Here is a 15,820-nt window from a genome sequence, read left to right as displayed (position 1 = left end):
GAGTAAGCTTCGTTTGTCACTTTTATTAGTGGGTGGCACTGTTTTGGTACCGGAGGAGGGACTCGAACCCTCAAGTCCGCAAGGGACAGCGGATTTTGAGTCCGCCGCGTCTGCCATTCCGCCACTCCGGCACATTTCTCCATCGCGAACTCGCGAAATATGAAGAATGATCAAGGGAATATGCAAGTGGCGCGGTGCTGAAAACAGTGTTTTCAGCTTGACAAATGAACACTTTCAGGATAAGTTTGTTCACTTGCCGGGCCCATAGCTCAGTTGGCTAGAGCTACCGGCTCATAACCGGTCGGTCCCTGGTTCGAGTCCAGGTGGGCCCACCATCATCTGCTTGAAAGGGCGGGTAGCTCAGTTGGCTAGAGCACAAGCTTCACACGTTTGGGGTCGCAGGTTCAAATCCTGTCCCGCCCACCATTTCAGGCAACAGATGATGTGGTGGTTCTGTCATGTATTGTGAAAACTGCAGAACATCTGTATCTGATATAACAGGGGGTACCCTTCCGGGTACCCTCTTTTTTTCTTGAACTATCGGGAGTTAATGAAAATGAATGATGATCTTAAGAAGTTAATTAGCCTGCAGGAGATTGATTCCCGAATTGACCGTGTGTCTGCTGAAATGGAGGAGATTCCGAGAGAGAAGAGAATTCACGAACGTGAAATTAAATTGCAGAGAAGCGATTATGAGAATGAGAAGAAGAAGATCGAAGAAATAAGCAAGATGAATCGAGGAAGCTCAGATGAAAAAGAGAAATCTCTGAAAGAGCTTGCCGATTTCAAGAATAAACTATTAGAAATGAAAACAAACGAAGCGTACCGTACGATGCTTGAACAGATCAAATACTCTGAGAATAAAATAAGTGAGCTTGATATTAAACTGCTCGAACTGATGTATGAAGAGGAATCTGCTGAGGAAAATCTCAAAGAGACGAAAAGAATCTGGGAAAGAAATGAAGAGAGATTCAAGAAAAGACAGAACATTCTGGATGGTCAGCTGGAGGTACTTGAGGAGAACATCAGAGAGCTTAGAAATGATCGTGAGAAAATCAAGTCAGATATCAGTATTCGTCTTCTGGATAAGTACGAGCAACTTCGATCAGCAAAGAAGGGGAATGTTATTGTCGGGCTTAACAGGGGAGCCTGTGGCGGATGTCTGACAAATCTTCCTCCGCAGACAGCAGTTGAAATAAACCAGGGACTGGCATTTACCTGTCCAATATGCGGACGTTTTGTAATCTGGATGGATGACAGCTCTTTCGCCGGTTCAGGATAAAACGTATTATTGATTAGGGTCAGGTGGGTGGTCACCCCGAAAGGGGAGGAAAGTCCGGGCTCCACAGGGCAGGACACCGGGGAAATCCCGGTTCCGGCAACGGAGAGAACGTGCCACAGAAACGATACCGCCCCTGAACAGTTCATTATGCAGGATTCCGGTTCCCGGAACACAGGCTATGTTGATCAGGGGTAAGGGTGAAATGGTGGAGTAAGAGCCCACCGGGATACTGGTGACAGTATTCGCATGGTAAACCTTGTCCGGTGCAAGGCCGAATAGAGAGGGAGGTCTCTTTGAGACCGGGGAATTGCCCGTTCCCCTGACCTCCGGGTTGGCTGCTTGAGGTGTCAGGCAACTGGCATCCCAGATGGATGGCCACCACCGCCATTGGCGGTACAGAACCCGGCTTACAGCCTGACCCTTTTCCTTATTTTGGAGGATCATTGAGAAAGCGCTGGGCTGCAAGGCCCGTACCCTGTCTGCATCTTTCAAGTGTCAGCGAGTTGCATGGTCTTCCGGCATCTCTTGCCCTTCTGCTTGCCAGAAGAGGTTACTCCGGAAAGATCCTTGAAGACTTCCTTAATCCCGATATTAATACTCTGTCTTCATGGAAGAATCTGGGTGGAATTATGGAAGCCGCTGAAAGAATAGTCAGAGCTGTTGCAAACACGGAAAAGATTCTTGTTCACGGTGATTTTGACGCCGATGGGATTACGGCGACAGCAGTGGTTTACAGAGCACTTTCCGAACTTGGAGCTGATATAAGCTATTATGTGCCTGACAGGTTCATAGAAGGGTACGGCATCGGATCATCAGCAGTTCAGTTCTGCGAAGAAAATGGAATTGACCTCCTGATTACAGTTGATTGTGGAATAACAGCGAATGAGCATATCAACGCTTTGAACAGCACTAATATTGATACTGTTATTACAGACCATCATCAAGCCGGGGATCAGCTCCCTTTCGCAAAGGCAATTGTCAATCCCGCGCTTGATGGCGATGTGCGGCACTCCACTCTCGCGGGTGTTGGTGTAGCATGGATGGTTATGAATGGTGTCTACGAGTTGATGAACGCCGATGCCTCTTCTCTTCAGGAACTTCTACAATTGGTTGCTATAGGTACTGTGACCGATGTTGTTGATTTGATTGATGATAATCGAATTCTGGTTTCTGAAGGTCTGAAAGTTATGCGTCGGATACCGCTTCCGGGTGTCTCAGCTCTTGCGAAATCCGCTTCAGTTGATCTTGAAAGCTGCAATTCATCCCATCTGGCTTTTTACATCGGACCAAGACTGAATGCCTGCGGGAGAGTAGGGCACGCGAAGCAGGCAGTTGACCTTCTGCTCGCCATGAATGAGCAAGAAACTGAGGAACTGCTTGCCCCAGTCGCGGAGAATAACAGAATCAGAAAACAGTATGAGCGTGATGTAGAGAAACAGGTCAAAGGGTTGACTGCAGAATTGCATGACCCGAGGTGCATTGTGCTTGCAGGTGAAGGGTGGCATCGAGGCGTTGTGGGAATTGTGGCTTCAAGACTTGTATCTCGATTCGGAGTTCCTGTAATACTGATATCTCTGGAGGGTAATTACGGGTACGGTTCAGCAAGGAGCATTCCCGGGATTTCGATACACTCTCTGCTTGGAAGGATTCAGGATGAGTACATGATTCTGAGCAGTTTCGGAGGTCATCCGATGGCTGCGGGACTGACAATATTAAGAGATAATGTGCAATTACTCAAAGAGCATATGGAAACGCTGCTGTCTGAGAAAAAGTGGGATGAGTATCTTGGCTCCGTCCTCTATCTTGACGGAAGCCTTGAGGAGAAGGACTACACAATCGAAACCGTCCGCGCTCTTTCGAGACTTGAGCCATTTGGATCGGGCAATTCGATGCCGGTCTGGCTCGCAAGAGGTGCCTATGCGATTCAGTGGAGGGCTGTTGGGAAAAACAGGAATCATCTCAGTTGTAATCTGAAAATCGGTTCCAGAATTTTCAGAGCAATTGGATTCAATATGGTGGAAAAGCAATCACTGTTCAGCAGCAGAGTTGATCTTGCCTTTACACTCGACATTGATACATGGCGTAACGATGGAAGCATCCAGCTCATGCTGAAGGATATTCGCAGGACGGGAAAGCAGAACAGCTGATGATATCATTTGAGCAGGAAATTGAAAATACATTTCACGGAGATGCTCTGTCTCAGGTCATTCCTGGATACACTGTCAGAACGCTCCAGGTTGAACTGGCAAAAGCAGTGGGAAAAGCTCTCACCACGGGTGGGATTCATTTTTTTGAAGCAGGAACAGGTATCGGGAAGAGTATTGCTTATATAATTCCCGCTCTTTTATCCGGCAGAAGGATCTTCGTATCCACAGCGACTATAACTCTTCAGGATCAGCTTGCAGGTAAGGATGCTCCCGCCATACTGTCAGCACTCAAGCTCGATTCCATGGTGAGTGTCCTCAAGGGGAGAAATAACTATTTATGCCTGAGGAAATGGAATTCCGGTTCAGAAATTGTAAGTACAGATCTGAGTTTTTCGAGGTGGGCTGATACCACGGATGATGGTGATATCTCATCTTTTTCAGAGAAAGTCTCAGGGTCAGTCTGGCGGCATTTCAGATCGGATCATATGGATTGTACAGGAGCTTCCTGTCATTTCAGGGGTGCCTGTCACTTTTTCAAAGCCCGTAACCTCGCTCGAAAATCCGATCTGCTTATACTGAATCATCATCTTCTTGTATCCGGGCTTCTTTCAGAAGATGTGCTGCCGGGAGCGGATGTACTGGTGATTGATGAAGGGCACAGGCTTGAAGACGCGGCAAGCGAATGCCTCGGGCTTTCGCTAAGCGAAGGATCACTTCTGCCCATGTTTGACGGTATTGCTTTCAGTGAGATCGAGACAGCTGCGAAGGCTTCAATGCTTGAACTTGCCAGACGGCTGTCCTCCGCTATAGCAGAGCTTACTGCTTCCATTGATAAAACATCCTTATGGGATCCTGTACCGCATCTGGAAAGCCTTGAGAAAGCAGGTGACCTCGCCAGAAAGCTTGCTTCGGATGCAGGGCAGAATGATGACCTGCTGCCGGTTGTCCAGACAGCAACGGCAGTTGCACAGGCAACGAAAAGGCTGTCAGAATTGAGTACGGAAGAATATTGCTGCTTTGTGGAGGTGAATAGAAAAAACTCTGTTCTAAGAGCTGTTCCACTGAATATCGGTCCTGAACTATGTGATACAGTGTACTCAAAATTTGATACTACGATTCTTACTTCAGCCACGTTAACAGTTGCGGAAGAGTTTGATTTCTTCAAGGACAGACTTGGAGGCTGGGACGCGTTGACAAAAAGTTTTGGAAGTCCGTTCGATTACAGGTCTCAGGCGGTGCTTTCCATTCCGGACAACCTGCCGGAGCATGATTCTCACGAGGATCTTGCCCGAGTAGTATGGGATTGGGGAAAGAGGCTTGCAATCATCCTTGAGGGAAGAACTCTAATGCTGTTTACGAGTTACAGGAACCTGGAACTTGTTAGAGAAAGGGCTGTGCTGGAGATGCCTTCGGATATGAGGCTCTTTGTCCAGGGTGAAATGTCGCGAAACAGAATACTTGATGATTTCCGGAAATCCAGCAGAGGGATTATTCTTGGCACCTCTTCCTTCTGGGAAGGCGTAGATCTGCCAGGTGAGATGCTTCAGGCAGTAGTAATCGACAGGTTGCCGTTTGCCTCGCCAGGACATCCACTAACCAGAGCAAGGATGGATCTGATTGAAAAAAATGGAGGAAGCTCTTTTGGCAAATATTCTCTTCCTCTTGCGGTTGTACGTCTCAAACAGGGGGTTGGCAGACTGATCAGATCATGCAGGGACACAGGTGTTATTATGATTATGGATAGAAGAATTATTTCACGGAATTACGGCAAAGTATTTCTGAGCTCTGTTCCACCTTTTCGGATTGTATCTCAGGATATGATAGAATCCTTCATAATGGAACATTGCTCCGGCAGCAGTGTATCAATACATGAAGGTAATCCCGATTGAGGTGATGAATGAGGATCAGTCAGCTGAAAGTAGAGTATTCTCAAAGGGGTACTGCTGATATTGAGTTGCCGGATGCTCTTTTAAGTGTGCGAGGTCGCGATGGAGCTGTTCCCGGTGAAATGAAGAACGTCATTTTTCTGAATCAGGTTCATGGTTCAGAAATAATCCACAATCCGGTGATTGGTGCGTCGGCAGATGGGATGATTCTATCCAGAGGAACACTATCTCCGGGAATTCGAACGGCAGATTGCCTGCCTGTGTTCATTTCATCCTATGATTATACAGCTGCATTTCACGCTGGCTGGAGGGGACTTGCTTCAGGCATCTCATACAGGATGATAAAGGAATTCCCGACTGAGCCGGATTTTATTGTACTTGGAAACTGCATTTGCGGAGACTGCTATCAGGTTGGACCGGATGTCAGAGAAAAAGCACTCCGCGATCTTCCGGAGTATCCGCATCCCCCCGGCAGGCTTGATCTGAAGAGGGCTGCTCTTGATCAGATGGCTGCTGCCGGTCTTTCAGAGGAATGTACGGTTTTCGATATTCCCGAATGTACAGTCTGCAGGAAGGATCTGTTTTTTTCTTTCAGAGCAGATGGATCGGATAAGAGAAATCTCACCTGGATGAAAGTGAAAGGAGTGTGACTGTTGCCTGAAGATCATATTAGTACAATATTTGCGCTCTGGTAATAAAACGAGTAATCATGATAATTGTGTTGTAGTATTCCCGATATGGAGGAAAGAATGATGAGATATTCATTTATAATAGCATGCCTTGCACTGCTGGCTTGCGGTACTGCTGTTGCATCGGAAGATGGAGAATCCACGAGGGTTGGAATAGTACCATTTGGATATTCCGGTTCAGATGCACGATGGGTCAGTGAAAAATTGTTTAATGAACTGAAAAATAATTTTGAGGACAGTGAGGAATACTCTTTCATTTCAAAGGGTGATCTGGAAGATGCTTTTGAAGACCTGGGATTCAATCCATCAGATTTCGAGTATGGCGTGCCGCCTTCATTCGTTGCGAACGCAGGTATTGCTCTTGGTGCAGATATGATCCTTTATGGAAATGTTTCTCCGTCAAATGAAGAACTCATGGTTTTATGGAATGTCTGCATCCCTGCATCAGGGAATACTGTGAATGCGGATCCGGTTGTAGTCGCTAAGAACACCGAACCTGTCAAGCAATTGGCTGGAGAGATGGTCAGTGTTCTTTCCGAGCTTATCGGCGGCAGAATTCAACAGGCACTCGATCAGGCTGCATTCAGCATACAGATGAAAAACTGGTCCATGGCGATCATGTTTCTCAAACAGGCGCTTTCGGTTGATCCGACATTACTTGATGCGAATTTACAGCTCGCCGGGATCTATCTTGAGCCTGATGTTGATTCGGTTAACATGGCTATGCAGATATATGAAACAATCCTTACGGTAGACGAGAATAATACCAATGCTCTTGCTGGACTGGGCAGCGTTTACCTTACTCAGAATGATGCAGAAACAGCAAAGATATATTTCGAGAGTGCAGTCGATATCGATCCTGAAAACGCTGATGCTTATCTCGGACTTGCCTCTGCATACCAGGCTCTGGGTGAGCTTGATCAGGCGGTTTGCAGTTTTGAAGAGGCTCTTGCACAGAATCCGACCAATCTTACTATTAAATTTCCTCTGAGTCTTCTGTATTTCCAGCTTGGGGAATACTCGAAAGCAATTCCGTATATGGAGGAGATTCTTGCTGTTAATTCCAATATGCTTGCTCTAAGGCAGCGCCTTATCCAATCGTATATTAACACTGGGCAATATGGAAATGCTGCAGATCACGCAGTGATTCTCCTTGAATCTGATTCCGGTAATTCGCAGATGATCCTATACACTGCTCAAGTTGAGGCATGGGCAGGCAAAACATCCAGTGCGGTAAACAGACTGGAATCTCTTATTTCAAGTACCGGCAGTCGAGAGGCTTATATCCTCCTTGCGTCAATCTACCGTGACAGCGGACAGAGGGGAGCAATGCAAAGTGTATTTTCCCGCCTTAGTAATGCTTATCCTAACGATCCCCTCGCAAACTACATGATGGGTGCATTCTATTATCAGAGCGGATCGAACAAAGCAAGAGTATCTGAACTGATTCCAGAGAACATATCAACGTGGCAATCAGCTATCAGTGATCTTAATACTGCTATTTCCAATCTCTCGCAGGTTACCGGTTACAGATATAACAGCGCTCAGAATATGGTTCAGGCAGCCTATAATTCGATATCTCTTTGTGAGGAGAAGATCGACAGGGTTGAAAGATACAGTCAGTAGCAGGATTCAGAAAGCACTTTCTGTCTGCTTTCGATAATAGTCACCGGCCGGTATGAGTTCAAATCCCGGTCGGTGATCCGGTAATATCCGTCAGCATTATCTTGCATTTTGCAGATTATTATACGGGGCGACCTGAAGATAGCGCATTCTTCTGAAGTTTATTATAAATAAACAGTATTGGTTAGAAATATGCTTTCCTTAATGCAGGAGGTATTCGATCATGAAACGTGGATTCACTCTGATAGAACTTATGATTGTGGTCGTGATTGTAGGAATTATTTCCGCAATAGCGATTCCCAAATTTGGAGATATTAAGACCGATTCACAGAAATCTTCATGCAGATCAAATATGCGAAACCTGGCATCTGGAATGAACATATACTTTGCGGAAAGGAATGTATACCCAAGACGTATCAGTGAGCTGGACTCCGTAATGTCTAACGCGTCTGATATGCGGTGTCCCTCAGCAAGCGAATCTGGATCCGGATCCAGTGGACAGTACTATGTATATGGAATCGTATATACATGGTGGGGTGTTACATATTCTTATTATTATTCTGTCTGTTTCTATGTTTTCCCTGAACACGGATACATCTGGGACGGAGTACCCAGCTGGATTAGAGGCTGGACCCCGGAGTAATTTCCTTTTGAGATAGCTGATTTGGAAGTGCGATATTCGTGGGATAACTACGGATGGATAAACAGATGGGGAAATGTCAATGCGATTGAGAAGATCGCGCCTGGTTCAGACTGCTCATTCCGATGGAGCCGCATATCGAGTAACGGATCAACCTCTGATATCTGAAAATACCGATTGGTTCTTCCGGATGGTTATCCCTTCCAGAATTGAAACGATTTCCGGATCATAGATTGATCCTGATCTTCTCTTAAGTTCCAGAATGGAGTTCTCTATCGATTGACCTGACAAATTTGCGGAAAAATCACTCGAAATAGATAAAATTCTCGAAATAAGAGGTATTGATCTGCCTTTTAGTCTTTCAGGTTTACCTGAACCATCAAAATTTTCAGTTATATGTCTGATTCCCCTGACTATATCCGGTGGAAGCTGAAACTGTACTTTTAAGGGATCCGAAGAGAATGTTTCCTGAGAATCCTCTTCAGCCTTCTTTAAAATAGCAGCTGTGAGATGAAGCATTGCGGACATTTCCAGATCTTCAAGCGAATTCTCATCCATCCCCATCTCCCGACCGATATTTCGCGCTACTGTTGCAACCTGTTTGCTGTAACCAGTTTGCTTGCTGTCAGACATATCAAGGGAATAGACCATAGCCTCCAGACATTTCCATCCACTCTTCAGAACGTTTTTTCTCAGTTCAAGATTTAGAAGGACTATTTCTGTCTGTGAGACGAATATTTCCAGTCTCTCTGCGTCGAGAGCTGTATTCAATGCGGGCCATATCTCAAGAAGGAGTCCTCCTGTGCCCCTTCGGGATAACGGAGCGTGGTCGTCGGGAAGTGTCATACCCGGAGGATAGGTCAGGCTTATGTTATTCCAGCTCACTCTTACCGCCTCCGGCTCCGCGGCACGAAACCAGAACCGCGCAAGAGTACGAAGAGCTTCAATTGGGGTTTTGAGGTTTGCCAGAATATCAGAATGCTTACCGAGTTCATCCTCCAGAAACCTTGTTCTGGAGAAGGAAAACCTTGCTCTGTCAATCAGGACGGACAGACCGGTCTGAATGATGAGTATAGCGGTGACACCGGTAACAATTCCCCATTCCCAGGCACTTCGGGACACTGTAGCTGAATGAATTGCAGCTGGAACGAGAAAAAGAACGAACAAGGCAGGATAGATTATCGATTTAGTGTACTGTGATATGGCATACTTGATTCCTCTATACTCTGTGAATCCGGTGAGCAGGTGTAAAACATGATTAATCAACACAGCCACCAGCACCGCTGCCACGAGAACGACAGTAGCCAGATAATTGTTTGCCAGTGCCTGTATTCGGTATGGCTGAAGAATTATTGCTGTAATTCTAAGTGACAGGAGGCTTATCAGCATGAATTTAAGACTCCGATTGAAACAGTCTGACAGGTTTCCGCCAGATCCAAGTGCATAGACAAATGATCCAAGGAAAGTTGCGAGTATAAAACCGGCTTCCTGAAAAATCGAATATCCGGTTAATGACATATATGCCTGAAATGCTGGATAGAGGACTACTGGATATCCGATAGTGCGCTGACTTTTCAGTGCAACCGTGTAAAAAAGCCCGAACCAGATACAGAACAGAGTAAGTATTTCCCCTGCGCCGGGAAGTGTGTATCTCACAGGAAGCCAAAGAATGAGAAGAAGAATGATTGCTCCGGTAAATAACGTTATTCCTTCAGGTCTTCTTGTTCCAATCATGCCTGACGCGCCGATTCGCTTTGAATTACTTTCTCAAGGGCATCAACTATCCTGGAGTCGAATTGAATTCCTTTCCCCTCTTTTATTGTTTCAATCGCGTTTTCCTGGTCTGCAATTGAATGATATGATCTGGCACTTGTTATTGCATCGAATGTGTCTGCTATGGCTACGATTCTTGCAAGAAATGGAATATCAATATTTTGAAGACCATCGGGATATCCGTTTCCATCAAGTCTCTCATGATGGCTTCTAATTATTTTTGTGACTTCTTCATATCCGGACAGTTCCGATACGATTTTTGCTCCCTCGGCAGGATGATTCTGTATTATCTCTCTTTCCCTTCTTGTAAGGAGGCCTCTTTTTGTGAGAATTGGTATCGGAATAGCAAGTTTTCCAATATCATGCAGGATTGCTCCGACTCTTAGAATCTGGATGTTTTTCCGGGAGAGTCTGAGTTCCCTGCCGAGTGCGCAGGATAGATCCGATACTCTCATTGAGTGTCCATGAGTGTAATCATCTTTTGAATCCGCCAATCGTGCCAGCATGACAGCTGCCGCAAGGAATGACTTATCACTTCTCATCGAATGACCTACTGCTTCCCAGGCATGTTTGAGAAGAAGTGTCAGATTATCCAGCAGATTTGATGGCATTCCGCGGATTACATTTTCAGTTGGACCGCTCAATAATAACAGGAGATCTGAATTATCTGATAACCCTATAACAGTTGCAGTTATTTCACGAACCTTGAAATTCAGCGAAATTCTGCCCTTGCCGGGAATACTTCCAGTAATTTCAGAAGTGATAACATTTCTCTGTCCGTTCAAACTCCATAGTATCCAGTCAGGATTACCTGAGGAGCGGGAAAGAATCCTTACCCTGCATTCCTCAGACTCTGAGAAATATTCTTCGAGTGTTGCCAGGAATTCACTGAAAGTAAAGGATTCCATCAATCGTGCAGCAAGTATATTCTGTTGGATGATTTCTCTTATCCTGAACTGGTTTATTCTGTATTTTTTAACTATTGACCTGCCGATAAAAGAGAATCCCGTAATTGTGAAAACAGCAAGAAGGGCGCCGAGAAGCTCTGCCTGTATGAGCAGAATGATTGTTATAAAAGTGAGTGGGAGGATAACAATATAAGATATCAACTGCCTGCCTATCCTATCGGTAACAGGTAAAGTACATTTTCTCGAGAATAGATAATTCAGAATTATATCAGATAGAATTACAGCAGGGATGGCTATTATTATTGAAAGCTGTTGCTGGAAGTTCTGCAAAAACCACGGAATTATGATAGAACTGGTCCTGAGAATTGCAATTGCAGTTATTCCTGAAATCAGATATCGCCAGAATACTGTTCGTGATTCTTTAGTTCTAAGAAGTGAGCTGCCGAGAAAACAAATACTTGTGACTTCAAAAGCAAGAATCTTCGGGCAGAGGAAGAATATCACAAAGATGAATATCCTGTTCATGGAGAATTCAATTGAGGACGAAGTGATTATTGGATAGCCACCGGTGATAATACTCCCCACAGCCAGAACTGCAATAATCAGAATATGATCCGGACTAAAAAACCCAGTTGAGAGCAGATTGCTGCATCCGAATATCTCACTGATCGGATTTATCATAATCCATTTCTTTCTGATGTGAATATCTGTACCATGACCAGCTGCCATTCATATGCGCCTGAATCAACAGCACCTGCAATTCCGATATTTCGATAGGCTGGAGACATGCATGTTCTCAGATGGAAAGGGCTTATCAGGATCATGGACCAGGCTTCCTGGTATCCTGCCCCCCTTCCGATATTTTCTCCGTACGTTTCCATTCCTGCGGGTAGAATATCCGGCAGATCACTGTTCAGGGGACTGAAATGAACAGAGGTTCCGGAAAAAGCAAGAGCACCTGCTCTAATAAAAGCAATGGAATCAAGCATGCTTTCACGATGGAGAGCCGGGATTCCCGCATTCTCTCTGAGCATATTCACTTCATCGAGTATATCTTCAGGACATGATGCGTCAGATGCTGCTGAAGGTATGTCACCCATCAGAACATCAGTTACCGTGCCTCCCGATATCACCGGGAAGAGAAGGGTAATGGAAGGGCCCGATGCTGTCTGCTCCATTATCTCCACCCAGTAAATTCCATATTCCGCAGCTGAAAATGTGAATCTTCCTGTGGAATCCGGTACAAGATCAGTCACCTGCATTCCGGGAGTTCTGATCGCTGCCTGAGGATTCCTGAGAGTTTCGTACCCATCGAGAATGAAGCCAGTTTCAGAACCAACCGGAACTTCTGATTGAATTTCGAGAGGACTGCAGCGTGGTGGAGGCGCAAGGACCAGAACCTTGTCTCCGCCGATGGACCAGTCGGCGATACCGTAATATCCCCACTTTCCGGACGTGTCTTCCTGAATAGCGTTCAATTCCCTGCTGTCGCATGGAAGCAATTGTACTCGGGACAATAATCCAAACCAGTTATTAGCAGCTGCCAGTACCGGCAGATTTCCTCCTGAAGGTACATATCCAAGTAATGAAATATCAGAAGCAAGGCTGTCAAGTGAGGAGATGCGTACCGGTTCGCAACCCGCTTCAATCCTCTGTGCGGGGAAGAAAACAGGAATCAGGAATGTGATTATTACAGCGAAGCTGATTCTCATAAATTTCATTATACTTAAAATACTCCAGGATGGAAAATTGAAAAGAGGGAAAACCTGTTGAAAATTCTTTTGGTGCAATCTCCCACCGGGCGAAGGGAAGCACCCATATTCCCACTGGGTCTTGCCTGTCTGGCCGGTCAGCTCATTGAACACGACATTAAGGGATTGGATTTAAGTCTGTATTCCGAATTCGCAGGTATTCTCAGGAGCGAGCTTGAATCGTTCAAACCTGACGTTGTATGCATTTCGCTGCGCAATATTGATGACAGCTCTTATCCTGTAACTTTTTCATATATGACACCTTTTTCGGAGATCATTGATGTTCTGGAACAATGGGAAGGTACTTTGTTAGTAGGGGGAACCGGTTTTTCCATATACCCTTCGATTATTCTGGATAAGTATCCCAGGATAGATTATGGTCTGCCTGGAGAAGGTGAGGATCAGCTCCCGGTGCTATTGAATCATATCGAGCATGGTTCGAGCATTCCGGAATGGGGCGGAGGCAGATTACTGCCCTGGGGGAAAGTCGATCTTGATGCTGTCTCTTCTCCGGATTACGCATTTCTGAACTTATCATACTACTCAGCCGATGACGCTATAGGTATCCAGAGCAGACGGGGCTGCGAATTTAATTGTACTTATTGTACGTACGGCTATCTCAGTGGAAAGAAGTTCAGAGAAAGACCTGTAGCTAAGGTTCTGGAAGATATCAGGACCCTTGAGAAGCTCGGTGTGTCACGATTTCAGTTCGTTGATTCGGTGTTCAATGCTCCAGAGGACTATTTTGAGGAACTTCTGTCTGCTATTGAGGCATCTGAGACGAAACTATCCTGGAGTGCGTGGCTTGATCACAGGATAACCCCTGATCAGCTTGCAAGAATGAGACATGCAGGAGCTGTAAAGGTTGATTTCTCCCCGGATGCGATTTCTGACAGGGGTCTTCAAAGAATGGGCAAGCGTGGAAAGGCAGCGGATCTTCTTCCAGCAGTAAAGGCAGCAAGAGCATTGGGTTTTCACGTGGGTATTAACTTCTTCAATGGGAATCCGGGAGAGGGTTTTGGTTCATTGCTCAGGAAACTCTGGTTCATGTTCAGGGTCAGGCTGATGCTTGGTCCCAGAGAAACATTTGTGAATATCGGCACCATAAGGGCATACGCTCATTCCCCAATTGCGTTACAGATGATAAACGAAGGACTGGTTGACGAAGAGTGTGATTTCTTTGATCCTGTATTCTTCAGAACAGCGGGTCCATCTGACTGGTTGTACCGAATACTCCAGAGGATGCGAAGATTGAGACATGGCTGAAACTGAGAATTACTATAAACTTGGTCTTACAGGCTGGCCTCTGGAACACTCACTATCTCCATTCATTCATCTTGAATTTCTCAAATCCTGTGGCCTGCGGGGGGAGTATGAATTATACCCCATGATGCCGGGACAGCTCATCAATAATGCGCTCATTCTCCTGGAAACAGGAATTACGGGATTGAACGTTACTTATCCTCATAAAGCTGCAGCTTATGGAATCTGCGATGAGATCATGGGAGATGCGTCAGTAATTGGAGTAATAAATACTGTTCACAGAATTGACGGAGTGACTTATGGTTATAACACTGATATCTGCGGTTTCCGGCATCTTCTATCACTCCTGTCACCGCCTGAGCCCTTTTTTATTGTTGGAGCCGGAGGAGTCGCGCTTGCGGTAGATCTGGTGCTTTCGTCCGATGGAGCGGAATCTGTTGTGTTCAGCAGGAATCCGGAAGCATGGAGAGGAAATTCACCTGCTCGGGAACTAGATGAAATAGAATCTGCCTTACTGAAAACCAGAGACTGTACCGTAATAAACGCAACGACTCTGGGATGGATGAATAACGATTCCTTCCCGGTCGATGCTGAATCTTTGAAGGACAGGTTCTTTATTGACTTGAATTACAACCGGTTCTGGAAATGGAGAAATCTTCTTAATACAAACAGCTCAAGGGTGTTTACCGGGGAATCAATGCTTGTATATCAGGCTGCGGAGTCTTTCCGTATATGGACAGAAATCATGCCTGAAACAGAAGATGTTCTTTTAATGATTCAGCACATGCGTGAAAAGGATGATATTAATGGAGCATATTGATCAGAGATGGATCACAGGCAGGCTGAACAGCGGATTTTCTAAAGATGATTTGAAGGCGATTCTTCTTTCATCAGATGAAGAATCGGAAATACTGTTCGAAGCCGCAAGAGAAGTTCGAAGACTTCACTTCGGTGACAGGGCTTTCATTCGGGCTGTAATTGAATTCGCCAACACTTGCAGATGCAGTTGCGTCTATTGCGGAATGAGAGCAGAGAATACGGAAATTCTAAGATTCACACTTGATCCAGATGAAATAGTATCCGTGGCTGAAACCGCGCTTTCGAATGGGATAAGAACCTTTTTCCTCCAGGCGGCTGAAAGCGAGGAGTACAACGCCGAATGGCTGGGTGATGTTATCAGGAGGATATCCGACATGGATATGATGGTGCTTCTGTGTGTAGGAATTCACAGAGCTGATGACCTTGATTACTGGTATGAAGCCGGAGCCAGAAAATTCATTCTCAAACATGAAACTTCCAATGCTGATCTCTTCGAGAAAATGAAGCCCGGGTTTACTCTTGCCGATAGGATCAAATGGCTGAGGACTCTCAGAGATCACAGTTACCATATTGGTTCAGGGCCGCTGCTTGGTCTTCCAGGGCAGACAATAGATTCTCTTGTCGATGATCTCATTCTCATGAAGGATCTGAAAGTTGACATGTCGAGTGTTTCTGTTTTTCTCCCTGCAAAGGGGACACCCCTTGAAGACTATCCTGTTGGTGACGTTGATCTGGGACTTCGCTTCATAGCTGCTATGAGGCTATTTTTAAAGAATACGCTTATACCGGCAACGAGTACTTTTGAGCGTTTGAGAAAGGATGGCCAGCTTCGGTGTTTCGATGCGGGAGCCAATGTTATTACCGTGAATATGACTCCGTCAAGGTTGAGAGATGATTATGAGCTTTACTCCGAACGATTCTATGTTAATCTTTCGCATGCCCGGAAGACAATCGTGAGAGCTGATCTTAGTGAGACTACAGAAGCGGATTTGTTCAGCAGGAAAATGTAACAGCCTTTCATACAGCGTGCAGATCTTTG

Annotated in this window: 12 protein-coding genes, 3 tRNA genes and 1 other RNA gene; 12 read left to right on the top strand and 4 right to left on the bottom strand. The window is 45.5% G+C overall.

The window, feature by feature from the left end; genetic code table 11:
* Positions 1-44: 44 nt before the first annotated feature.
* A tRNA-Leu gene (locus tag K8R76_11040) sits at positions 45-131 on the bottom strand.
* A gap of 127 nt (positions 132-258) precedes the next feature.
* Between K8R76_11040 and K8R76_11035 the strand changes: the two genes are divergently transcribed.
* The 9 genes from K8R76_11035 to K8R76_10995 all read left to right on the top strand — a co-directional run bounded on the left by K8R76_11035 (position 259) and on the right by K8R76_10995 (position 8,270).
* A tRNA-Ile gene (locus K8R76_11035) sits at positions 259-335 on the top strand.
* Positions 336-349: 14 nt separating this feature from the next.
* Positions 350-426, top strand: a tRNA-Val gene (locus K8R76_11030).
* 130 nt (positions 427-556) lie between these two features.
* Entirely contained in the window at positions 557-1,282 is a 726-nt protein-coding gene (locus tag K8R76_11025; protein MCD4848707.1) for a hypothetical protein, read from the top strand.
* A 15-nt stretch (positions 1,283-1,297) separates the two neighbouring features.
* Positions 1,298-1,708: RNase P RNA component class A (gene rnpB, locus K8R76_11020), an RNA gene on the top strand.
* A 17-nt stretch (positions 1,709-1,725) separates the two neighbouring features.
* The gene (recJ, locus tag K8R76_11015; protein MCD4848706.1) at positions 1,726-3,429 is read left to right on the top strand and encodes a single-stranded-DNA-specific exonuclease RecJ; all 1,704 of its coding nucleotides are present in this window, start codon (positions 1,726-1,728) and stop codon (positions 3,427-3,429) included.
* A complete protein-coding gene (locus K8R76_11010; GenBank protein ID MCD4848705.1) occupies positions 3,429-5,318 on the top strand; it encodes a hypothetical protein in 1,890 nt (629 codons plus the stop codon). Before recJ ends, K8R76_11010 begins: the two co-directional genes overlap by 1 nt.
* An 8-nt stretch (positions 5,319-5,326) precedes the next feature.
* Positions 5,327-5,965 carry a polyphenol oxidase family protein gene (locus K8R76_11005; GenBank protein ID MCD4848704.1) on the top strand — a complete coding sequence of 213 codons (639 nt, stop codon included), beginning with the start codon at positions 5,327-5,329 and terminating at the stop codon, positions 5,963-5,965.
* Between the two features lie 99 nt (positions 5,966-6,064).
* Positions 6,065-7,630 carry a tetratricopeptide repeat protein gene (locus K8R76_11000; GenBank protein MCD4848703.1) on the top strand — a complete coding sequence of 522 codons (1,566 nt, stop codon included), beginning with the start codon at positions 6,065-6,067 and terminating at the stop codon, positions 7,628-7,630.
* Between the two features lie 220 nt (positions 7,631-7,850).
* Positions 7,851-8,270: a prepilin-type N-terminal cleavage/methylation domain-containing protein gene (locus K8R76_10995; GenBank protein ID MCD4848702.1), complete on the top strand. Its 420-nt coding sequence runs from the start codon at positions 7,851-7,853 to the stop codon at positions 8,268-8,270.
* A 147-nt stretch (positions 8,271-8,417) separates the two neighbouring features.
* On the opposite strand, the gene K8R76_10990 is transcribed toward K8R76_10995, so the two are convergent.
* Genes K8R76_10990 through K8R76_10980 form a run of 3 tightly spaced genes read right to left on the bottom strand, consistent with a single transcriptional unit; the run spans position 8,418 to position 12,669 of the window.
* Positions 8,418-10,001 carry a hypothetical protein gene (locus tag K8R76_10990; protein MCD4848701.1) on the bottom strand — a complete coding sequence of 528 codons (1,584 nt, stop codon included), beginning with the start codon at positions 9,999-10,001 and terminating at the stop codon, positions 8,418-8,420.
* Positions 9,998-11,629, bottom strand: a complete 1,632-nt coding sequence (locus K8R76_10985; GenBank protein MCD4848700.1) for an HD-GYP domain-containing protein — start codon at positions 11,627-11,629, stop codon at positions 9,998-10,000. Before K8R76_10985 ends, K8R76_10990 begins: the two co-directional genes overlap by 4 nt.
* Complete coding sequence (locus K8R76_10980) at positions 11,626-12,669, bottom strand: hypothetical protein (protein MCD4848699.1); 1,044 nt, start codon at positions 12,667-12,669, stop codon at positions 11,626-11,628. Before K8R76_10980 ends, K8R76_10985 begins: the two co-directional genes overlap by 4 nt.
* A gap of 48 nt (positions 12,670-12,717) precedes the next feature.
* Between K8R76_10980 and K8R76_10975 the strand changes: the two genes are divergently transcribed.
* The 3 genes from K8R76_10975 to K8R76_10965 are packed head-to-tail and all read left to right on the top strand — an operon-like array spanning position 12,718 to position 15,791.
* Positions 12,718-13,965 (top strand): radical SAM protein, encoded by a 1,248-nt coding sequence (locus tag K8R76_10975; GenBank protein ID MCD4848698.1) that lies wholly within the window; start codon positions 12,718-12,720, stop codon positions 13,963-13,965.
* Complete coding sequence (locus K8R76_10970) at positions 13,958-14,782, top strand: hypothetical protein (protein MCD4848697.1); 825 nt, start codon at positions 13,958-13,960, stop codon at positions 14,780-14,782. The genes K8R76_10975 and K8R76_10970 overlap by 8 nt, the downstream gene beginning before the upstream one ends.
* Entirely contained in the window at positions 14,769-15,791 is a 1,023-nt protein-coding gene (locus K8R76_10965; protein ID MCD4848696.1) for a [FeFe] hydrogenase H-cluster radical SAM maturase HydE, read from the top strand. The genes K8R76_10970 and K8R76_10965 overlap by 14 nt, the downstream gene beginning before the upstream one ends.
* Positions 15,792-15,820 lie beyond the last annotated feature (29 nt).

Origin of the sequence: Candidatus Aegiribacteria sp., assembly GCA_021108435.1 — a bacterium.
Taxonomy (GTDB): Bacteria; Fermentibacterota; Fermentibacteria; order Fermentibacterales; family JCC-6; genus Aegiribacteria.
This window is presented reverse-complemented; position numbering and strand designations above follow the sequence as displayed.